We start from the raw sequence: 23,116 nt of genomic DNA, 5'->3' as shown, positions 1-23,116 counted from the left end.
TAATCACCCAAAATAGTGATACATCAATATACTATATGATGCTATATAAACTTTAGACACTGATACAAAAGCGCAAATATTCTCCCAATATTTACAAATTATTAAACTTTTTTTTAACACCATCAAATGAAACTTATCACATTACAATTTTTAATTCATATATTATAAATATAAAATACTATTTTATTAGTAACAATTAAACAAAGGAGCTGATTATTTTGGCTGATAAAACTTTGAATTTTGATACTCCTCAAACCGGTACAATATATACTGTTCAAGCTACTGGAACTCTTATACCAGGTTATGTAGGTTATCTTACAATAAATGTAGAGGATATAAATACTACTTCTTCTTTAGGTAGGGCTCTAACAAGTTATAAAAAGACTCTTCCTTTAAGTAATACAAGCTCTGCAAACGCAGCTTATAACGTTACAACTACTTTAACTATAGTGCCAAAGGTAGAAACTGGAGATACTATTACAGTAACATGGGGATTATCACAAACACCTTAGTATTTTAATTTATTAATTTGTTTGGGGCCATTTACAAATAAATCACTTCGTAATTAATATTTTTAAACTTTTGAAATTTATTTCATTATGTTTAAAAGTATTAATATAATTATGGAGTGATATATTTCATTATCTGGCCCCATATTTTATATAGAGAGAAAAGAGGTGAATTTAATGGCTAGCATTATAATTCCTGCAAGCAAGAGCATCACTATAACAAACAAGCTTCCAGATAGTAATATAAACGGAGATACTATAGTAGTAGGCAATGATGGAATGTCTAGCTATTTTAGTTATCTCTTTTTTGACTTATCTCCATTACCAAGCAATATATCAGTAAGTTATGCTGAACTCACATTATTTAAAACCGATAACTTCCATAATGATGTAACCAATATATTTGGGATTTATCCATGTGACTACTTTAGCACCTATACAACCTTTAAAAACCGCCCTAAACCAGATCCATTCTCAACAAAACACTTTTATCCAATTACCTCTGAGGTTGCAGTAAAAATACCATTGACCTATTTTGTTTCAGGTTGGATAAGTAACCCTAAGAGAAGCACTTGCGTGCAACTTTTTGCTAAAAGTAAGAATACTACTGCATCATTTGGATCTGCTATAAACAAAGATGACTATCTTATTCCCTTTTTAAAAGTTAGTTTCACTCCAATTGCTCAAGTTAGCAAAATTAATAATGCTATACCTACAAATAATCCTCCCACTAGCAATATTCCTGTGATTGAACAAGTTCAGGTTACAGGAACGATAGCTGCCAATGCAAAATATAATGCCGTAGTGAATGTTGCTGTAAAAAGGCATCTAACTGGTTACACTGACAATTATTACGTTGTTGATGAGTATGATAATATCGGAAAGAGCACACCTCTTCATATTGATAGAACCTATAATATAGCTGTGACTCCTAAACCTGAACCTACCGATGATGAAACTATCATACTAGGAGGCTCATACTCTGATTAATATTTGCTTCATATTATTTTTAAAACTCCTTATCATTAATCAAGAAACCTTCTCTTACATTATTGATAAGGAGTTTTATTTTTTAAACCTTTAATATATCAAGTCCTTCTGCATCATATACGCCTAACTCTTTTATAGATCTTAAAACCTCTTTTTTAGCCAATTCAATATATCCATATCTAAAATAAAGTTTTCCTAATCTTAGTAATGCAAATCTGTTGTCAACTAAATTAGCCAAGTTTACTGCTATTGATAGTTCGTCATATCTTTGGATTACTAACATTATCTCGCAAATTTCTATTATTATATCCATATATGATGTTTCATTTTCATCTTTATTGATTATAGTTGCTGTTTTACCTTGAAGCATATTCATTAACTGATTAAATACCTCTACTACCTTTTTGCTATAATCTAGCATATTAAAAGAATTAATTTTTTGTATTAACTGATTAGCATTATTATAATCTTTCATGAGCACATAACTTAGAGTTCTACACATCTGAAGTTCTATATATCCCTCGCTATCTTCCATTACCTTATCTACAGAAATACATTCTTTAAATTTTCCTGTTCTAACCAAACACCTTCCTTTAAGTACCTTCATGGCATCTATGAGTTCACTATTCTTCTCACATTTTTCTATACACTCTAGAGCTACATCATAATAACCTTCTCTAAAAAATGCATCTGCCAGAATACTATAATCTAAGCTAGTAGCAGCCCCAAGCTCCTCTACTGTACTTCTTATTTCATCTATCTTTATATTTAGGAGTCTAAACATAGGAACAATATCATATATAGGAGTGATAAAACCAGGTTCACTCTGCATAGCTTTTACATAATAGTTATACGCAGTATCAAAATCTCTTAACTCCAAATATATATTTCCTAATTCATAGTAAGCCTTAAACCCTCCTGTTCCAGAAAAAAACTTTAACTGGGCAGGGGAATCTCCTATTTCTATGCATTTTTCCAATGCCTTAATCCTCAAAATTGGTTTCCTTAGAACTTTATAAACTTCTGATTTCAAGAAATACAAATCAGTACAGTCTGCATAATATCTAGTGCCTTCTTCAATAATTCTTAAAGCCTCAGTATATCTTCCCATATCGTAATTTAGATACACCATCCTTATTATTAGCATGGCACTGTATCCTGTATTGGCATCAAAATTATCATAGGCTTTATAGTACAATTCTAAGGCTTTATTCAAATCACCTAATGCAGCATATTCGTTGCCTAAGTTAAAACAAACAAACTTGTCATTTGGATCTTTTCCAAATTGATCTTTTAAAATTGCAAGATTTCTATTTCTTTTGTCTGTTGATATTATTCTTTCATTTAGGTAACCATAATGATGTATTTTTACATCTTCGCAAATCACATTATAATTTTTTTTATTATATATTAACTGATTATGAATTGCCCCTTCATAATGAATTCCTAAATTATTTTTGAATAATCTTGGATTTAAATTGATAGTTTTATTGTTTTCATCAATTGAATTTCCTGAATAGCTTACTCCTTGGAAGTTATAAATTGCATATTCATCTAATTTACTATTTAAAAGTACCTTAAATAATTTCTGATCTTCCTCGTAAATCTCTTCATCAGCATCAATTATTAAAATCCAATCTTTAGTAGCATATTTTAAGGATTCATTCCTAGCTTCACTAAAATTATTATTCCATTGAAAGAAATATACTTTACTTCCAAACTCCTTAGCAATTTCTACAGTTCTATCTGTAGAGCCTGTATCTACAACAATAATCTCATTCACTATATCTTTAACACTATTCAAACATCTAGGTAAGTACTCTTCTTCATTTTTAACAATCATACACAGACTTACTTCATTTATCATTTTATCTACCTCAAGCTCGCCTTTACTTATAATATCAATTTCATTCAAACCCTTATATTTGCTAATTTCCTTAACGCATCTATCCCTAAGTTCTATAATATTGCTACTATCTATACCTGAGGTAATGCACTTTTCAGCATAATACAGAGAAATCTCATAATATTGCTCATGAAAAAAAGCTTCTGCAATAATATAATAAGCTCTAGGATAGTCGTAAAAAAGTTCTTCAACTCTAGCCCTAATTTCATCCTCTTTTATCTGCCATTTCTTTAATATATGAATAATATTATACAAAGGCACAATATAATCTGGTTTAGCCTTAATAACTTCCACAAAACATAAATACGCCTTATCATAGTTCTTAAGTTCTAAATATAAATTTGCCAACTCATTGTACGCGGCATAAGTTCCTGTACCACTTAAATATCTAAACTTAACTGGAGCTTCACCTAATTCAATACACTTATTAAGTGCCTCAAGCTGCATATTATTATCTTTCAATTCTTTATAAATTAAAGATCTTATAAAATATAGATCTGTATAATCTTCAAAATATCTTACTCCTATATCTATAAATTCAAGAGCTTTCATAAATTTTTTTAATTCATAATTAACAAGAGCAATTCTAATTATAAGTCTAGAACTATATCCTAAGTTACAATCAAATTGTTCATAAGCTTTATAGTAACACTCTAGTGTTTTGTCAATATTTCCCAATGAATAATATTCAGTTCCTAAATTGAAATATGCAAATCCATCTTTAGAGTTTCTTTTTATCTGTTCTTCTAAAATAGGAATATTCCTATCCCGTTTTTTCCTTAAATTTATTCTGTCATTTAAATATCCATAATGATGTATCTTTATAGATGCTTCAATTACATTAACCTCATTATTTACATACACTAATTGATTATGAATCTGCCCCTCATAATGAATACCTCTATTATTTTTAAATAACCGTGGGTTTAAACTAGTGGTGATATTACCTTCATCAATCTTCTCACCTAAATAACTTATTCCTTGAAAAAAATAAATAGCATTCTCTTTTAGTTCACCACTTAATAATATTCTAAGTTTTTCTTTGTCTTCTAAATAAAGCTCTTCATCTGCATCCATTATTAATATCAAGTCTTTTGTGGCGTGCTTTAGAGATTCATTTCTAGCTTCACTAAAATTACTATTCCAATTAAAGTTATATATCTTAGCGCTAAAACTCTTTGCTACATCTATTGTTCTATCCTTAGAGCCTGTATCTACTATTATGATTTCATCCACTAGATCTTTAATGCTGTTTAGACATATAGGTAATAAACTTTCTTCATCTTTCACAATCATACAGAGGCTTACTTCATTTTTCATAACACTCTCCTTTAAACCTGCTAAAGAAGTTCTATATTTTGCCTGTCCTTAAGCTTTTTAGTTGCATTTCTAGTATCAAATATTATCTTGGAGTTTTTTTGGATAAAGATATAATCATATTTTTTATGGTCAGTAGTAATTACTACTAAATCTGATTTACTTAATATTTCTTCCGTCAACTCAACACCACTGTATTTTTCGCCCTTAAATTCATATTCCGAAATATAAGGATCATAGAAATTAACTTGTGCTCCCTGCTTTTTAAATATTTCAATTACTTTAAGTGCAGGACTTTCCCTATAATCATCTATATCACTTTTGTAAGCTATTCCGAGTATCAATATATTTGATTTATTCAAAGGCTTATTAAGCCTATTCAATATTTCACAACATCTTTGCACTATATATTTAGGCATATAATTGTTTATCTCACCAGCTGTTTCTATAAGTCTAGTATGATAATCATATTCTCGTGCCTTCCAAGTTAAATAATAGGGATCTAGTGGAATACAATGTCCACCTAGCCCTGGTCCTGGATAGAATGCTTGAAAACCATAAGGCTTACTTTTAGCCGCCTCTATTACTTCCCAAATGTCTACATTCATCTTATTGCATATAATGGCCATTTCATTTATCAAACCTATGTTTATATTTCTATAAGTATTTTCAAGTATTTTTTCCATTTCAGCCACTCTTGGACTAGATACTCTAATAACCTCGCTTTCAAGTACACTCTTATAAAAACTTTCAGCAATTACTGAACTTTTAGATCCTATACCGCCTACTACCTTAGGTGTATTTTTTGTCTTATAAATTACATTTCCAGGGTCTACTCTTTCAGGTGAAAATGCTAAGTAAAAATCTTTCTCACAAGACAATCCAGAGCCTTGTTCTAGTATAGGAAGTATTAACTCTTCAGTTGTTCCTGGATATGTGGTACTCTCTAAAATAACAATCATATCTTTATGAAGAAAATCGGCAATAGCCTCTGTAGACTTTTTTACATAGCTAATGTCTGGTTGCTGATATTTATCCAATGGAGTTGGCACACATATCAGTACTATATCCACTTCATTTACAAAATTAAAATCTAATACTGCTTTTAATCTTCCTTTAGAAACTAAATCTCTAAGGTCAGTATCAACTATATCTCCTATATAATTAACAGCTTCATTTACCATATTAACTTTTCTTTCTTGCACATCAAAACCTATAACATTAAATCCACTTTTAGCACTTTCAACAGCTAGAGGAAGACCTACATATCCTAATCCTACAATTCCTACAACTGCACTTTTGTTTGCTATCTTTTCAGCAAGAATAGATTCTTTAGTCACTTTAATAACTCCTTTATTTACAAACTGTCAACATTTTACATTAAATCTATTATATATTATGCTTACTGAAAAAATATGTTCTTTAATATATCTATCTTCATGCTAGTTTGAAACTTTTAGAAAAGCGTACTAGTACTCTATTTTAATTGTTAAACATTTGTCTCATTTAAAAGTTTTTGCTTAATCCTCTTTAAAACTTTTAAATTTTCAATAGTATCAGCTGGATTTCCTGCCACCACTTCATTATCCTGCACATTTCGTAAAACTACACTTCCTATACCAATGGTTACATTACTTCCAATACTAACCCCATTAATTATCGAGGTATTTGGTCCTATCCAAGTATTTTCTCCAATGTTTACACTACCACTAATCTCTGAATTAGCAATTATATATGAGCCTTTTCCTACTCTACAGTTATGAGCAATAAATACACAGTCATCTATTTTAACATCGTCCTCAATAACCGTAGGTTCAATTGTGCCTTGAGCAATTGAAACTAGAGCTCCAACTTCTACATTGTTACCTAGAACTACTCCTCCGAGATGTGGTATTCTGAAGGGAACTCCTTTTTCATCCCTCTCCATACCAAATCCTTCATCACCAATAACTGAATTTTCTTTTATAATACTATCATTTCCTACAACAACATTATCCCTTATCTTCGCTCCACTCTTTATAATACATCTCTCACCTATGCTGCAATTGTGTCCAATAAAAACAAACGGTTCTATTCGAGTCCCTTGTCCTATTTTTACATTTTGCCCCATGACATATCCTTCACCACTTGGCTCATATGGCTTTAGTGTTTTAATTTCTCTTTTTAAGATATAATTTAAAATCTTCGCATACTCTAGCCTTGGCTTTTCTACTATAATAACTATATTATTTTTATCAATATTTATCTTATTTTCATCAAAAAGTAACTTTATAACACTACTTATCAATATAATACTTTCCTTTACAAAACTCATATTCATTAATGAAAACTTATCAATCTTACTTATAAATATAAGACTATTATCAATTGGCCTTGACGAAGTTGAAACATTATAAATATTAATACTTTTGCTTATCTTTCCATAACAATGTTCTATATTCATTAACTCATAACTATTAAAAAAGAACTTCTTATCCATAACTTCTCCTAAACCTCTTCATATTTACAAAAACAATCTAATAATTTTTTCCTACCTATTTCCTCGTTATATTTTTTATTCAATCTCATATCATAATCTAATTCATTAATTTTTCTTTGAAGTATTTTGTTAAGTACATGTACATAAGTTGCCTCTGTTTCTCCAAAATGAACTGGATGTAACAGCACCTGTATTAAATTTTCTTTTCCTTTTCTTACAAATTCAAATACATTTTTCCCTCTAAAATCCTTACAAGAATCCGATACATAAAGTTCAGGATTAAAGAATTGTGGACTATATGCATTCTTATATCCTTGAAATATTGGGTATACATTATAGATGGATGGTCTATGCAGACTTACAGAATGCACCTTATCATTAATGATATTTTCGACAATGCTACACTCATTTTTCATGTTAATTTTTATATACTCATCATCTAGTTCACCATATACAAGTGGGTCAAAATGCAACCCTATCTCAAATCCTTTATCATGCATCCTTTGTAACAACTTTCTATTCGTAGCTGTATTGGGATTGTAAAGTTCCGAGCTTGTAAGCACAAAATAAGTACTCCTTACATCTTTTTGTTCTTCAATTTGAGATAGAGTATAAGCTGTCTCAATATCAAAATCTATATCATGTCTTAATATTATTCCTGTGGAAGATTTCTCTGGTAAGGCTTTAAACGTATATATTGTATTCACTTGCTTCATTAGTTCTATAAGTGTCTCATATTCTTTATAAGTAAACATATTCACCTTATCTCCTTAACTTACTATAGTCAAAACAGTATTCATATGGGGCAATTTATAAGTTTCCCCATATAATATGAAGAAAAAAACCTTTTGTTCTTTATAAATTTCTGTAAGGAGACTTTATGATAATGAAAAATCTAGACTTACTAATAACCGGTGGTTCTGGTTTTATAGGTACACACTTAGTAAATTCATTGAATAGTATATATAACATTACAAACTTAGGAAGGACTAAAAATCCAATGTGCTCTAATATCTATTGGGATTTAAAGACCGGGTTAGATGATGTTATAATTCCTCCCCCCTGTGCAGTAATTCACTGTGCTTCCATAGTTAACAGCAAAAGCACTGATAACTATGAATATATAGATGTGAACGTTAAATCTACTATAGCCTTATTAGAGTTCTGTATTAAGAATTCCGTAAAAAAGTTTATTTTTCTATCCTCTGGTGGTGTGTATGGTTATAGTAAGAAACCTTTATCAGAATACGATTCTTGTAAACCAGAAGGAATCTATCTATTAAGTAAATACTTCTCAGAGAAAATTTGTAATTTGTATAAGGATAGATTAGATATTATAATACTACGGCCATTTTTCCCATACGGAGAAGGACAAAAAGGAAGGTTAATAAGTAATTTGTTTTACGATATTTTGAACAATAATGTAATTTCACTAAATAGGAATGGACATCCTAAAATAAATCCTATATATATATCCGACTTAATAGATGTCATTAAGCTAGTTATTGAAAATGATGTGTCAGGAATATTCAATGCATGTGGAGATGATATTATTTCAATAGAAGAGCTTTGTAATGTAATAGTACAGATTACAGGTAAGAAAAATCTACGTTTTTTCTATAAAGAAACTGATACAGAAGATTTAGTAGGTGATAACAGCCAATTATATTCTCATTTGAATTATAAATTAAATATAAATTTAGAACAGGGACTCACTTACTACTTCAATTGGTTGAAAGGCTCATAAAATTAGAAGGTGTATAAAATGGATAATAACCTAAAGAACCTAAAACAAACCATAGAATCACATATAAAGAAAAATAATATAGACATAGCTTATGCACTTGCAGAAGATTATGTAAAGTTATCACCTACTGATCCAGATGGCTATTATTTATATGGTTATTTACTGATGCTTAAAGATCAAGACCAAAATGCCACTCTTATCTTTAATAATGGGTTAGCTATTGATGAAAAAAATGGTCTCTTAAACTTTTCTTTAGGTAATCTTTTAAATAAACAGCATAAGTCCGCAGAAGCCTTAAAATATTTCTGTAAATCAAAACTATTTAACCCATCTATAGATTTCAAAATCAGTGTGAAAAATGATTTTAGTACACTTAATATAGTCCTTGGCTCTATGGAGATAGCTAACCAGATGCATACCTCTGTAAAGGGACTAAGGAAGTTAGGCCATAATGCTAAATCTATAAATTATTATCCTAGCTATCTAGGCTACACAAATGACTATACACTAGATCTATCTTTAATTGAAGATTTTGATATTGCTGACTTAAAAACAAAAAGAATAGCCTCTGAACTTATATCGGAAAATAATGTCTTTCATCTTTTTTTTGGAACAAGCTTAACTTTAGATCACAGTGATCTACCATTATTAAAAGAATTGGGAAAGAAAGTTGTGATGCAGTACTGGGGCTCTGATGTGAGAATGTACTCTAGAGCAGTAAAATTAAATAAATATGTAAAGGTAAAAAACATGGATGAAGAACAGATTAAAAGACACTTGGAGTTTATCTCTTACTATGTATCAGACTGCTTAGTAGATTATGAATTAGCAGAATACGTAAAAGACTTTCATACTAACATTCATTATATTAGACCTGCTATCGATCTGTCTGAGTATAATCTTGTTGAACAAACCAAAAATGATAAGCCTCTAATCGTTCATGCGCCTACTTCCCCTGAATTTAAAGGAACCCCATATATATTAAGTGCAGTTGAAGAACTAAAGCAATACTATGATTTTGATTTTAAGTTAGTGCATGGAGTCTCTCATGAGCAAGCTATTAAAATATATGCAAAAGCTGATTTAATAATAGATCAAATTCTAACTGGAAGTTATGGACTCTTTTGTATAGAAGCCATGGCAATGGGTAAACCAGTTATATGCTATATAAGTGATTTTATGAAAGAGAAATATCCAAAAGATTTACCTATTATATCTGCAAATCCAGATAATATAAAAGAAACCATAAGGAACTTTCTCACCAACAAAGACATAGCAAAAGATTTAAGATTGAAAGGCAGATCATATGTTGAAAAATATCATGATATGAATTTAATATGCTCTGATTTATACAATATATATAATAAATTATAAACTTAAATTCCATTTTACCATTCAATAGTTGAAGTTGGGTTCCTTTATAGGAACTTAATTTATACTTGTTCCATAATCACCACTTCTGATGATTATTGGATGTACCACTTCAATCAGAAATATATTCTTAAAGCTCTCACGGGTTTTGGTGAGAGAATTTAAAAATAATAAGTTTTAATATGAAGCGGTACATCCATATATATTTATTTTTCTAAACTCCTATACCATTCAATAGTTTTGTTTAATCCGCTTACTAAATCAATTTTAGGATCAAAACCTAAAACTTTTCTAGCCTTATCAATACTAGGAACCCTTAACTCAACATCTACATATGCTTTTGGTACATATATAATATTAGAATTAGAATTTGCTACCAGCTTTATCAGCTTAGCTAACATTTCTATTGTTATAGTAGCTTTAGGATTTCCTATATTTAAAGCATTGCCTATTGCAGAGTCACAACTTATGCATAGCCTTATTGCTTCAATAAAATCATCAATATAACACCATGACCTTATTTGTTCTCCATCTCCATGAATCTGTATTTCCTCGTTTCTGATAGCTTTTAGTATAAACTTATGAATTGCTCCCTCTCCAACTTGTCCTGGCCCATATATATTAAAAGGTCTTACAGTTACAGCCTTTAGCCCATATTGCTTATAATAGCTATGAGTAAGATGTTCACCAGCTAGCTTACTCACAGAGTAAGTCCATCTAGATTCTCCAGCAGGACCTATTTTTGCATTGCACTGCTCATCCACCCTATAGGCATGGCTACCAAAAATCTCACTGGTAGAAAAATCTATAAATCTGCTTATATCATCTGCATGATCCTTTACTGCTTCTAAAATATTATAGGTTCCTAGCATATTAACCTTCATAGTCTCCACTGGATTATTAATAACTGTATCTACTCCAGCTATTGCAGCTAAATGTATAACTATATCTGGAGAAAAATCTTCAACTACCTTTTTCAAATATACTAAGTCTAGCATATCTCCTTGTACTAAAGTGATAGAATGCTCACTTAACAAATTTGTATCTTTAATTGAGTTACGTCTTAAATTATCATAAATTAACAACGTATTGTCCTTAGCTAAAGCCTCACAAAGCTTAGAACCTATGAATCCTGCTCCACCTGTCAACATAACTCTTCTATTTTGGGTATCTAAATTCATATTCACCCTCCATTTAAAAATATTCTCACTGGATATAAACCAGTAGAATTATCATTTATTTATCCATCTTATAACTTCAAAACCCTCTGCAAATTTTTCCCCTATCTGCACACCCCTAGCAATAGCCATACTTCTAATAAAATCTTCTTTAATATAATCCCTATGATTTTGTGATTCATAGCATCTTAAAGCTTCTATTTTTCTTAATATATGCCTTTCTTCTAGAACATAAAATGCTTGAGTATTAAAGGAAAGGTTATTCCATATCATTTCATAACCTAGTATAGTGAACATTTTAAAAGCTCTAATACCTTCATTTGTGATAATCTGATGATCCTGATGTATATCCTTTGATGATGGCAGCAAAATTAAATCTGGCTTTAGTAGCTCTCTTAACTTTATTAAGTCATCTAATATTGACTGCCTGTTATCAGAAAAAGTCCTAACCTTATATGAATATAAATATAGATTTTCCGGTTTTATACCTAAGGTTTTAGTAGCCTTTTTAACTTCAACTTCTAATATATTAGTAGGAAGCCCTTGTCTTACTGAGAGTTCACATACAGAGAATGCTGCATAGTATATTTCTGAACCTTCTTCTATAAACCTTGCTATAGTTCCACCGCAGCCCAATTCACCATCATCAGTATGAGGTGCCAATACTAAAACTTTCTTAAACATATCTCCTCCAAAATAAATCAGTTAGTTTTTAGAGCATTTATTTCTTCTCCATACTCATCAATCAATCTTCTTCTATTATCTTCATAGCTAAAATCTAATTCTATTCTCCCACAATCATGTATACACCAGATTGACTGTTGCTTTGGAACCACAACCTTATATCCATTCCTCTTAAATTCAAGACTATGAGATATATCATAAAAGTGCCATCCTTGAAATATATCTTCTCTCCAAGGTATATCATACTGTGTTATCATAATTAGCCCTTCTATAGCTGATACTTCTTCATATATGTCTTTTACTTCTTTAAAATTGATTATCTCCATACTTCCAATATGACTATCTGCAACTTTGCCAAAGCAGTCATTTGCCTCCCACCATACCCCGTTAGATGGAATCGTCTTACATCCAACCATACCAATCATGCCTATTTCTTTATTTAGGCTAAATATTTGTAAGATATCATATATGAAGTTTTTATTCACTATAAACACATCCTGATGCATGAAGACCTTATATTTTGCATCTGACCTTTTAATTCCTTCATTATAAGCACCTGTTATTGAATTAAACTTTTTAATTTTAACGAACTCTACTTCAATATCTCCTGGCACTATTAAATGTTCTGCATAAAACTTTGATTCTTCATATAATTCTTCATCATTCACAGAGGTTATAAATGCAACTTTTTTATCATTCATCTTTTTTCCCCCAAATACATATCTCTCATAATACTTTTTAAAATTATATGTTTCTCAATAATTCCATCTATATAATCCATTGAAAGCTTTTTAGAAAACAATAATTGAGCAACTTTTTCTACACTATTCTCAGCATCAATATCATATTCTATTTTCCTAAGTATAAATGCTAATTTTTGTTCCATACCATCCCCATAATCACCTTGCTCTGTATATTTTTTTATGCTATCTATACACTTTTTTGTGACGCTATATTATTGTAGGTAATTATCACAATACTAGTCTTATGTGCTTCTATATCCCTATTCAAGTCCATCAATCCCTTACAAAATAATCAATACTATAATATGTCTACTTAACAAAGTTGCTAATAAAATTTCTTCTGAAGTGATTAAGCCTAACTTAGAATAGCTTGCGGCTAAATGCAGTGCAAAAACCTTTTACCTTTTTCTCTAAATAAAAAAAGAAGCCTAGTACTGCAATTAATTATCGCAATACTAAGCATCTCATTCATTATAAACATTAACTTTGTATTTTAAGTTTTTCTCTTAAAATGCAAATAATTTTTAAAAACAGATTAAATCTTGAACTTATTTACATCTTCCTCTAATCCATTAGACAATTCCTTCAAGTTAGTTGCCTTTTCGTTAAACGAATCCATACTTGCAGATACCTGTTGAGTAGCTGCTGAAACTTGTTCTGTACTTGCAGCAGTTTCTTCTGATATAGCAGACATATTCTGCATTTTATCCATTATTGAATCTTTGTCTTTATTAATACCATTTATTGATTGCTGAACAGTACCAATCATCATAGCTAACTTATCAATAGCCCTAGATATTTCATTAAAGGTTTCTTTAGTTTCTTTTACTGCATTTCCTTGCTCTTCTATTGTAGTTTTAGCTTCAGTAACAGATTTTACTGCAATCATTGACTTTTCATTAACCTGCTCTATAAGAGCTTGTATATCTTTAGTTGATTGAGTAGACTGCTCTGCAAGAGTTCTAATTTCATCAGCTACTATAGAGAATCCTCTTCCTGCCTCCCCAGCTCTTGCTGCTTCTATTGCTGCATTTAATGCTAGAAGATTTGTTTGTTCTGCAATACTGTTTATAGTCTTTGTTATTTCTTGAATATTCAAAGATGAATCTCTCATATCCTTAACTGCTAACTCTATCTTATCTGATGCTTTACTTGTACTTATAGACTTATCTGAAAGTGTATCCATAACAACTAATCCATTTTTAGTCATCTTATCTGTATCAGTTGATACCTTATTCATATTAGTTGTCTGTTCATATATGTTTTGAAGTTTCTTAACCAAAGCATCAAGCTCAGATACTCCTGTTTCAACATCTCTTGCTTGTTGAGTACTTCCACTAGCAACTTGATCTATAGTTCTTGCTATATCCTCTATTGCATTTGTTGTCTGCTCACTAATAGTTGAAAGATCTATAGAGGTTTTGTTTATAGTATCAGTTGAATTTTTCACGTTTGCAATAAGCATACTTATGCCCTTAGTCATTTCATTATAACTCTCTGATAAATCTTCAAACTCATCTTTAGAATTAATAGTTAAAGTATTAGTTAAATCACCTTTAGCAGCTCCATTTAATGCAAGTCTTAACTTCTTGATATTCTTATTAATTGTTTCACTAAATAAAAATGCTACTATTATATTTACTATCAATGCGCCAAATAAAAACACCAAAAGAAGATTAGTTAACACCTTTGTATCAGCATTAATCTCATTCTTCTTCATTGACGCCATTATCTTCCATCCAGTGATATCGTTAGTTATGTAACTTGCAAATTTTGTTTCACCTGTTTTTGTATATATGTATTCAGCTAGTCCACTCTTGGAGTTCTTTACTTCACTCCAATATGTCTGCTTAGTTGTATCATCTTTTCCCAAAAGTGTCTTATCAGGGTGAGCTATCATGATACCATTCTTGTCACTTACATATACATAACCTTCATTGCCTAAGGTTATTTTTGACATGTTATCAGCTAATGTGCTTAAGTTTATATTTATAGTAACTACTCCAACTGCATTACCATCTTTAATTATAGCTTTAGAAGCAGATATTATATTATTACCTGTTCCTAAAGATTTATAAGGCTCTGAAAACGCAACCTTACCCTTATTCTCCATGGCATTGATATACCAAGATCTTGTTGTAGGATCATAATCAGATGCGAAGTTTGTTTGTGGATAACATATTAATTTCTTATCTGCAGTAGAAAAAATTATTTGTTCAATATCTGCATTACTTTCTTTTGCCTGCTTTATTACATCTTTTGCATACTCCTCACTTTCTTGATGAGTACTTAAGTTTATTAAGTTATAATCATTTGAAAGCATAGTTGTACTTGATACAATTCCACTAAAATAGTTATCTAGTGACTGATTTACTAGACTAACCTCTTGATTGGTCGTAACCTTAAATTTGTTCAAAATTATTTCGTAAGATTTTTTATATGCTGCTACTCCGTAAGTAATTAAAGGAATTTGGCATATTAAGATCATCATAAGTATGAGCTTGACTCTTATGCTCCTAAACTTAAATCTCTTTTCATCATTTCCCTTTGTCTTTTGTTGCTGATCCTTTTTCATTATTTCTCCCCCTTAAAAATATATAACTGTACTTATATTCATACAAATCTAAGTATAAGTTAGCTGCTCACTCTAAAGCTTAAATCAAGCCTATTATCTAAGTACCATCTTATGTTCAAGTTACACATTTTCACAAAAGACTATACTCATATATCAGCTATACCCTTACAAAAAATTATACATTTAGACTTATATCAACATTTACATATATTTATCGACATTATATCAACATTTTTAACTACTGGAAAGAAATAATTTAATTAAATATTTAATGTAAGGTAACTTTTTATTAAAATCAAAAATATCCGATATTTATTATTTGAAAATATACTCACACAAAAATGGCATAAGTATTTACTTATGCCATCTTTGCCTAATATTAATCATCTAAAACTTTTCTTATTATCATAAACATTCTTGGTATTATATTTTAAACTTATTTATATCATTTTCTAAGTTTTCTGACAAACTATTAAGATTTTTAGCATTGTCACTAAACTCATCCATAGATGCAGATACTTCTTCCGTTGCTGCTGAAACTTCTTCCGTACTTGCTGCTGTTTCTTCAGATATAGCTGAAAGATTCTGCATTTTTTCCATTATTGAATCTTTATCTTTATTGATATCCTCAATGGATGACTGAACACTATTAATCATAACAACTAAATTGTTGATTGCATCAGCTATATCCTTAAAGGTAATCTTAGTTTTATTAACAGCCTCTCCTTGCTCTTTTATGGTCGCCTTAGCCTCACTTACCGCTTTAACAGCAACCTTAGATTTATCATCTACTTTATCTATAAGCACTTCAATATCTTTAGTGGCTAATGTTGACTGTTCCGCAAGCTTTCTTATCTCATCAGCTACTATAGAGAATCCTCTGCCAGCTTCTCCAGCTCTAGCAGCTTCAATAGCTGCATTTAATGCTAATAAATTAGTTTGTTCAGCAATTTCATTGATACTGTTAGTTATGGCCTTGATGTTACTTGAGGCTTCACTCATATCTTTTACCGCAACTTCTATCTTATCAGAAGCGTCTTCAGTATCTAAAGATTTTATAGCTAACATATCCATCACAATTAAACCATCTTTAGTCATTTCATCTGTATTTCCAGAAATCTCATTCATACTTCGTGCTTGATTACTTATTTCTTGAAGCTTAACCACTAATGATTGTAACTCAGACACCCCATCTTCTATATCTCTAGCTTGTTCAGTACTACCTGAAGCAACTTGATCAATAGTTTTAGATATATCTCCAATGGCATTTGCAGTTTGATCACTCATTGAGGCAATTGATATTGATGTCTTATTAATTGTATCTGAGGACTGTTTTACATTGCCTATTAAAGCACATATACCATCGGTCATTTGGTTGAAACTATCTGCAAGTTCTTCAAATTCATCTTTTGAATTAATACTAATTCTTTCCGTCAAATCTCCTGCAGACGCCTTATTAAATACTTCCTTTAACTTCTTTATACTAATATTTATAGCCCTACTAAATAAAGAGGCCACCAATATATTTATAGGCAGTACTATAACAAAAAACGCTACAAGAAGCTTAGTGATAGAATTTGTATCATTCTTTAATTCGCTTTCTTTCATAGACGCCATTATTTTCCAACCAGTGATTGCATTGGTACTATAACTTGCAAACTTTTCTTCTCCATTGTATTCATACTGAGTAAATCCTCTTGGATTCTTCTTAACCTCTTCCCAGTAACCAAGTTTTGTATTAATATCTCCACCTAGAAGTGACTTATCTGGATGTGAAATCATTAATCCTTGTGCATCACTTATAAATACATAACCTTCATTTCCAATCTTTATCTTTGCCATTTCTTTAGATATATTGCTTAAATCTATATCTATTGAAACAACTCCTATAACAGAACCGTTATTACTTACAGTTTTAGATACAGATACAACATAGTTACCTGTAGTAGATTTATACGGTTGGGAGAATGTTACATTACCTTCATTTTCTATAGCACCCTTATACCAAGGTCTTACGGTTGGATCATAATTAGGATCTACCTTATGTTCAGGGTATCTTATGACTTTTTTATCTACAGTAGCAAATATTACTTGTTCTATATCGTTATTACTTTCTTTTAATTCTTTCTCTACTCCAAGAGCGTACGCTTCATACTCTGGATGAACCATAATGTCCTTAAAATCCACATTATTAGAAAGCATTGTAGCATCTGAAACAATACCTTTAAAATAATTATCAATTGACCCATTAACTAGCTCTAGTTCTTGATTAGAAGTAGTCTTAAGCTTATCAAAAAGTATTTTGTTTGATTTGTTATAAGCTGTAAGCCCAAATGTTATTAAAGGAACTTGGCAGATTACAATTAGCATAAGCAATAATTTTACTCGAATACTTGTAAGTTTTAAGTTCCACGTTCCTTTGTTTTTCTTTCGTTTAGACATAAAATATCCTCCTGAGGTTTAATATAATTAATTATCGACATTTTTCTCTCTTTTTTTACATCTAATTTTCTCTTAAACATTTTTTATTTTGTAAATATATAAATATATAAATATATAAATATATAAATATAAAAAAAAATCACTAAGCAACTTCTTAGTGATTTTTTTACACATCCGTCTTGTTAAATATAAACAAAAAAACTTAGCAGACTAATATTTTATTTTCCAATGCTTTTATCTTAATAGGGCTAAGGTTTTCTCCAGAACTACCTTACCGTCCATCATACTATAGTCCTTCATATCAATTACTACAACCGGAACTCTACCTTTTATTATTTTATCAACTTGACCCTTTAAAAACTTAACTTGAGGGCCAAGAAGAACTGCATCTACTGTACTGCCTACATTGGCGCACTTTGAGATAGGTAAAGCAAAGATCTCTATATCTATATTTTTATCATTTGCAGCACTCATCATCTTGTTAACTAATAAACTTGTAGACATTCCAGCTGCACAAACAATCAACACCCTCTTCATAAAATCCCCCCTAATAAAACCAAACAAATGATATAAATCAATTATATATTTACAAATTTCCCAATGTAAATGTTTTATAGTTTTATGTAACAAGTATATTGTTTTGTAATATTGTAACTAAAAAAAACATACTGTTACATAAAAAAACACTTAAATCACTTATCATTTCTAAATATCCATAAATATATCATTTTAGATCTATATCTCAATAAAAAATAAAAGGATGCTATAATACATCCTCTTAAGTTTACTATTTTACATATATAGCGAAATACAACGCCATTCCAAATTTTGACTTAGTCTTAAATGTTGTTTTTAAATATGATTCTAACTTATCTTTTGGAAGACTTGTTTCTACATCCATTGTTGTTTTAATTTTGCTTACATTGTCTTTAATGGTACATTTTATATTATCATCTTGATAATTATCAAAAAACTCCACCAACTGCTTTAACTGTGCACAATTTAGTTCTGCTACATAAGTATTCATATTACATTCCTCCTAAGATATATTTATATAATAACCTAACTAGTCTTGTAAAAATAATATACCGCTTGTACTATATACGTTTTAGTATATGTATCAATCTTATATATACTATTATCTAATTCTATGTTTTAGAATTAAATATACAAATTAGAATATTAAAAATACTCTATATAAATTATTATATAATTTCTCAATATTTATGTAAAGGTTTTAAAAAATTTAGTTATATATAACTCAGATTGTAAAATGATACATATAGAAAACATCTTGTTATTTAAAGCAACAACCTATTAACTTCCCTAGCTAGTGCCTCAATTATATATACAGTAGGCACTTGTGAAGTAACATCTCTATACTCTAAAGCATTGTCTAAAAAATTTTCTGTACTTATGTAGTATGATATATTAACATCTGAAAGCTTCGACAACGTCGAACTTTTTCTGTTTGTTATTGAAATAATTTTACTTCCTTTAGACTTTAATAAGTTTACAAGTCTTAAAGATGAATCAGTTTCACCAGAAACTGAAAGCGCTATGGTTACACTATTACTAACCATTTCACCAATAAGCGGAAAATAAGGATCATCTATATGCATTGCAAACTTTCCTAAACTTGACATATATCGTGCTCCATATCCTGCTATAAAGCCCGAGTTTCCAATTCCAATAAAAATCACATTATTATAATCAGCTATAAGCTGAGCAGCCTTCAGTATACTTTCATCCAAATCGCCATTTAAAGATCTTTCCATAAATTCTTCTATAGCGTTGATGCTATTATCAAGAATCTTACTATTATTTTCTTTTGCATGCATCTTTAACTTAACCTTGAAGTCAGAAAACCCCTCACACCCCATATTTCTACAAAACCTAAGTATAGTAGTTGTGGAAACATGAGTTTCTTGTGCTAATTCCCTTATTCTCATATACATTACTTTATTCATATTTTCAATTACATACTTATATAAGTCTAATTCTAGTTCATTTAAATTCGCAATATTTTCAGCACTAAACACATCAACCACTCCCTAATTAAATAGTACCTCTTTACTTATGTAATTTCAAAGGTTAATTTACAGATATGGATATATAATTTTTCAAAGTTCTGATGCTACACTGGTATAAGAACATATTATTGTAGATTTCCCCCCTAAATTCTCCCCCAAATTTAAATGAATCCTATTCTATCTTCCCATTTAAGATATTTTTTAATCTAGATAAAAAATACCCTGATATTAATGGTGTAGTACCTATTACAATTAAATATATATTTAAAATATTATGATGCTTAAACAAAGAAAGTAAAACAACTAAAATTATAGTACTAATTATTCTTCCTAAGTTAAGTACTATATCTTTGTTTATCATATACTCCACTCTTAAATCTCCTTCATGAGATTTATCTATTACGTTAAATGTAGTAGATGATAATTGAATCATAAAAAATGGCATAAAAAACGAATCTATAACTGTATAAATGAGTAATATCATATAGTTTATTCTAAAGGAAAGTAGCAATGCACCTATTAACGCTGACATACCTCCAATAAATATTGCCATTCTTCTCCTATTAGGCTTTATTACTCTTTGTACTAACATATATGATAAGGATGAAATAAATGCACCTATTAATGATAGCTTACCAAGAGATAATTCACTACCTGTACTTTGAAATATTAACAAATTCACTATAAATACTATAATAACATCTCTAAAGCCCCAGCACATAGTAGCTTTTCGAATCATAGCCCAATCATTATTGTTTTTAGAAAAAGCGACTCTTAGGTTTAGTTTACTGCCACAGTTCTTACACCTTAAAGTGAGACTTATTAGCATCAATATTATAAACAGAGCTAAGGTTATAGAAAAAACTATAGTATATCCTTTTATCCCCTGAAATCTACTTATTATATATGCTGAAGTTATAGGAGCAACTATGCTAGCGAACCCACAGCAACTACCATTGTACCCATTAAATGTATCCCTATTGGTAGGACATGTAAAATCAAAACTCAAAGTGTTGAAAGCCAACCAATAAAAACCACATGCAAACCCGTATACAATTCCTAAAAAGTATATAGCCCACACTCCATTTTTCCCTATTAATAATATCAGTATATAAAATACAGCATATAGTAGTAATCCTATTCTCAGAGCCCATATTCCATTTTTCTTTTTAGCAATATATCCTGCAATTATAAAGGATACAGGTGTAAATATATAGTGCATTAAATTATATATTGCTATAACAATAAAGTCTCCAGTTTCTCTCCAAAAAAATATATTCGCAAATATTCCTGACAGCCCCATGCCTAACGTAAAAATTGTACTAACTATTAATAATAACTTCGCCTCTTTACACATTTCGCCCTCCTCTGTAATTCTAAAACTGCATAAGTTGCAATAGCATCTAAGTAATAAAGCTTATAGTCAATAACTCATCTTTATTATCTACATTCTTCTTTATCACATTCATAAAATCTTTTTGAAAAACTTTACAAATACTTATAACAGCAATTCGTCTGCTTAGAACAAGTAAAAGTGTTTTAAATCTGTAAAAAATAAATGGAAGTAAAAAGGGAAATATATTATACAGACATAACCTAAATGTCTATATAATATATTTCCCTTTCAATTTACCTTAGTTAAAAAACAATTTTCTTTCTTCTCATTCCTATGTTTAAGACTAAAGCTATCGACACAATGGTAGTAAGAAGTGAACTACCGCCATAACTGGTAAGCGGCAGGGTTATTCCAGTTATAGGCATAATACCTATAGACATCCCTGCATTTTGTAAAATAGCAAAGGTGAAATAAGTAGCCATACCTACCGAAAATATCATCCCAAATCCATCCTTAGCTTTTTTAGCTATTGCTATAATTCTATATATTAAAAATCCATAAAGACTTAACAGTACAATCGCTCCTAGAGTACCAAAGTTTTCTGTAGTAACTGCAAATATAAAATCTGTTTGAGGTTCTGGTACATTGCTGGCCACATAATTAGCATTTGCTTGATTTTCAACAGTAAACTTCTTTCCAAAGAATCCACCTGAACCAACTCCAGTCATTGCTTGCAGTAATTGATATCCATCACCTAACGCATAAGATTCTGGATCTAAAAATGCAATTATTCTTCCCTTCTGGTAAGGCTTAATAAAATGTCCTGAATTCCATATACCAACTACAGATATAATCACAATTAAAATTCCCGCTCCTAAAATCTTAATATTAAGGTTTGCTGCAAAAGCTATTCCCAGTACTATGAAAAAAAGCACCATAGTCATTCCCATATCTGGTTGCTTGATTATAAGTGCCATAGGTATGACACAATATATGCCTAGTATTATAAGATTTTTTATATTATTAACCTTAAACTCCATATCCTCAAGCTTTACACCAAGCATCATAATAAGTGCAATCTTAGCTATTTCTGCCGGCTGTATATTAAAGCCAACATAAATCCATCCAGTGGCACCATTTATTGTTCTTCCAAAGTAAAGTGTATATAAAAGAAGTATCATACACAGCCAGTAGAATATCTTTACATATATTTTCAGATCTACATAATCTATTAACAATACTATGTAAGAGACGGCTAAAGATAATATAAGCCACTTCACTTGTTGATTTGCTTTATTACTACAAGTTGCAATATTATACGCTCCAAATAGAACAATTAATATAATAGTAATTATGATGCTAAAATCTAGTTCTTTTAGTGTTTTTCTATCTAAAAATAAACTCTTTATCATACTTTTACCACCTCCCATAAAACACCTTAATATATATTATATACCTTTTTGGGTAATAGTAGTATTATACACATCATTTGTAACCTTATTGTTATTACCTATTCATATTATTATATAAACAATTCATAATACCACCCTAATAACAAGTTAGATTATATTAATGTTATTGGTGTTGCTATAAATAAGTCTACGCTCATTAAAACATATACTGTAGGACTACCTTAATTTCAATATAGCTTTATATGAAAAAAGTGCTCCAGCTATTTGCCAATGTCATTAAGTTAAGAAAAGACTTGCATCACAAATACGTGGTGTGGGTCTTTTTTTAATTTTCAGATTATCACTTGACAATATGCCAAGAATATGCGGCCGCTTTCGCTACCAATCCTTTTAA

The 23,116-nt window shown here is 30.0% G+C and carries 19 protein-coding genes; 4 read left to right on the top strand and 15 right to left on the bottom strand.

What is annotated here, in order from left to right; all coding sequences use genetic code 11:
* The first annotated feature begins 218 nt into the window (after positions 1–218).
* Entirely contained in the window at positions 219–512 is a 294-nt protein-coding gene (locus JHL18_RS22640; protein ID WP_200273526.1) for a hypothetical protein, read from the top strand.
* A 174-nt stretch (positions 513–686) separates the two neighbouring features.
* On the top strand, positions 687–1,499 hold the full coding sequence (locus JHL18_RS22635) for a DNRLRE domain-containing protein (RefSeq protein ID WP_200273524.1): 813 nt from the start codon (positions 687–689) through the stop codon (positions 1,497–1,499).
* Between the two features lie 82 nt (positions 1,500–1,581).
* Here the strand turns inward: JHL18_RS22635 and JHL18_RS22630 are convergent, their stop codons facing one another.
* The 4 genes from JHL18_RS22630 to JHL18_RS22615 form a co-directional block, all read right to left on the bottom strand.
* A complete protein-coding gene (locus JHL18_RS22630) occupies positions 1,582–4,725 on the bottom strand; it encodes a glycosyltransferase (protein ID WP_200273522.1) in 3,144 nt (1,047 codons plus the stop codon).
* Between the two features lie 20 nt (positions 4,726–4,745).
* Positions 4,746–6,062: a nucleotide sugar dehydrogenase gene (locus JHL18_RS22625; protein ID WP_200273520.1), complete on the bottom strand. Its 1,317-nt coding sequence runs from the start codon at positions 6,060–6,062 to the stop codon at positions 4,746–4,748.
* 149 nt (positions 6,063–6,211) lie between these two features.
* On the bottom strand, positions 6,212–7,201 hold the full coding sequence (locus JHL18_RS22620) for a UDP-3-O-(3-hydroxymyristoyl)glucosamine N-acyltransferase (RefSeq protein ID WP_200273518.1): 990 nt from the start codon (positions 7,199–7,201) through the stop codon (positions 6,212–6,214).
* Positions 7,202–7,209: 8 nt separating this feature from the next.
* Complete coding sequence (locus JHL18_RS22615; RefSeq protein ID WP_200273516.1) at positions 7,210–7,956, bottom strand: polysaccharide deacetylase family protein; 747 nt, start codon at positions 7,954–7,956, stop codon at positions 7,210–7,212.
* Positions 7,957–8,081: 125 nt separating this feature from the next.
* Between JHL18_RS22615 and JHL18_RS22610 the strand changes: the two genes are divergently transcribed.
* Together JHL18_RS22610 and JHL18_RS22605 are read left to right on the top strand one after the other, a co-directional pair.
* Complete coding sequence (locus JHL18_RS22610; protein ID WP_200273514.1) at positions 8,082–8,948, top strand: NAD-dependent epimerase/dehydratase family protein; 867 nt, start codon at positions 8,082–8,084, stop codon at positions 8,946–8,948.
* 18 nt (positions 8,949–8,966) lie between these two features.
* Entirely contained in the window at positions 8,967–10,322 is a 1,356-nt protein-coding gene (locus tag JHL18_RS22605) for a glycosyltransferase (protein ID WP_200273512.1), read from the top strand.
* A 203-nt stretch (positions 10,323–10,525) separates the two neighbouring features.
* Here JHL18_RS22605 and JHL18_RS22600 read toward each other — a convergent pair whose 3' ends face one another.
* The 11 genes from JHL18_RS22600 to JHL18_RS22550 all read right to left on the bottom strand — a co-directional run bounded on the left by JHL18_RS22600 (position 10,526) and on the right by JHL18_RS22550 (position 22,722).
* Positions 10,526–11,500: an NAD-dependent epimerase/dehydratase family protein gene (locus JHL18_RS22600; protein WP_200273510.1), complete on the bottom strand. Its 975-nt coding sequence runs from the start codon at positions 11,498–11,500 to the stop codon at positions 10,526–10,528.
* 51 nt (positions 11,501–11,551) lie between these two features.
* Positions 11,552–12,181, bottom strand: coding sequence for a PIG-L deacetylase family protein (locus tag JHL18_RS22595; RefSeq protein ID WP_200273508.1), 630 nt, complete (start codon positions 12,179–12,181; stop codon positions 11,552–11,554).
* Positions 12,182–12,198: 17 nt separating this feature from the next.
* A complete protein-coding gene (locus tag JHL18_RS22590; protein ID WP_200273506.1) occupies positions 12,199–12,882 on the bottom strand; it encodes a glycosyltransferase family protein in 684 nt (227 codons plus the stop codon).
* Positions 12,879–13,067, bottom strand: coding sequence for a hypothetical protein (locus tag JHL18_RS22585; RefSeq protein WP_200273504.1), 189 nt, complete (start codon positions 13,065–13,067; stop codon positions 12,879–12,881). The genes JHL18_RS22590 and JHL18_RS22585 overlap by 4 nt, the downstream gene beginning before the upstream one ends.
* 392 nt (positions 13,068–13,459) lie before the next feature.
* Positions 13,460–15,499, bottom strand: a complete 2,040-nt coding sequence (locus JHL18_RS22580) for a methyl-accepting chemotaxis protein (RefSeq protein ID WP_200273502.1) — start codon at positions 15,497–15,499, stop codon at positions 13,460–13,462.
* Positions 15,500–15,922: 423 nt separating this feature from the next.
* Positions 15,923–17,941 (bottom strand): methyl-accepting chemotaxis protein, encoded by a 2,019-nt coding sequence (locus JHL18_RS22575; RefSeq protein WP_200273500.1) that lies wholly within the window; start codon positions 17,939–17,941, stop codon positions 15,923–15,925.
* Between the two features lie 234 nt (positions 17,942–18,175).
* On the bottom strand, positions 18,176–18,478 hold the full coding sequence (locus JHL18_RS22570; RefSeq protein WP_200273498.1) for a PTS sugar transporter subunit IIB: 303 nt from the start codon (positions 18,476–18,478) through the stop codon (positions 18,176–18,178).
* Between the two features lie 250 nt (positions 18,479–18,728).
* Positions 18,729–18,968: a hypothetical protein gene (locus JHL18_RS22565; RefSeq protein WP_200273496.1), complete on the bottom strand. Its 240-nt coding sequence runs from the start codon at positions 18,966–18,968 to the stop codon at positions 18,729–18,731.
* 274 nt (positions 18,969–19,242) lie between these two features.
* On the bottom strand, positions 19,243–19,983 hold the full coding sequence (locus JHL18_RS26535) for an SIS domain-containing protein (RefSeq protein WP_200273493.1): 741 nt from the start codon (positions 19,981–19,983) through the stop codon (positions 19,243–19,245).
* Between the two features lie 163 nt (positions 19,984–20,146).
* On the bottom strand, positions 20,147–21,331 hold the full coding sequence (locus JHL18_RS22555) for an MFS transporter (RefSeq protein ID WP_200273491.1): 1,185 nt from the start codon (positions 21,329–21,331) through the stop codon (positions 20,147–20,149).
* A gap of 281 nt (positions 21,332–21,612) precedes the next feature.
* Entirely contained in the window at positions 21,613–22,722 is a 1,110-nt protein-coding gene (locus JHL18_RS22550; RefSeq protein ID WP_200273489.1) for an FtsW/RodA/SpoVE family cell cycle protein, read from the bottom strand.
* Positions 22,723–23,116 lie beyond the last annotated feature (394 nt).

Origin of the sequence: Clostridium yunnanense (genome assembly GCF_016595795.1) — a bacterium.
Taxonomy (GTDB): domain Bacteria; phylum Bacillota; class Clostridia; order Clostridiales; family Clostridiaceae; genus Clostridium_AR; species Clostridium_AR yunnanense.
Note: the sequence above shows the minus strand (reverse complement) of the source record. Positions and strands in the feature narration are given on the sequence as shown.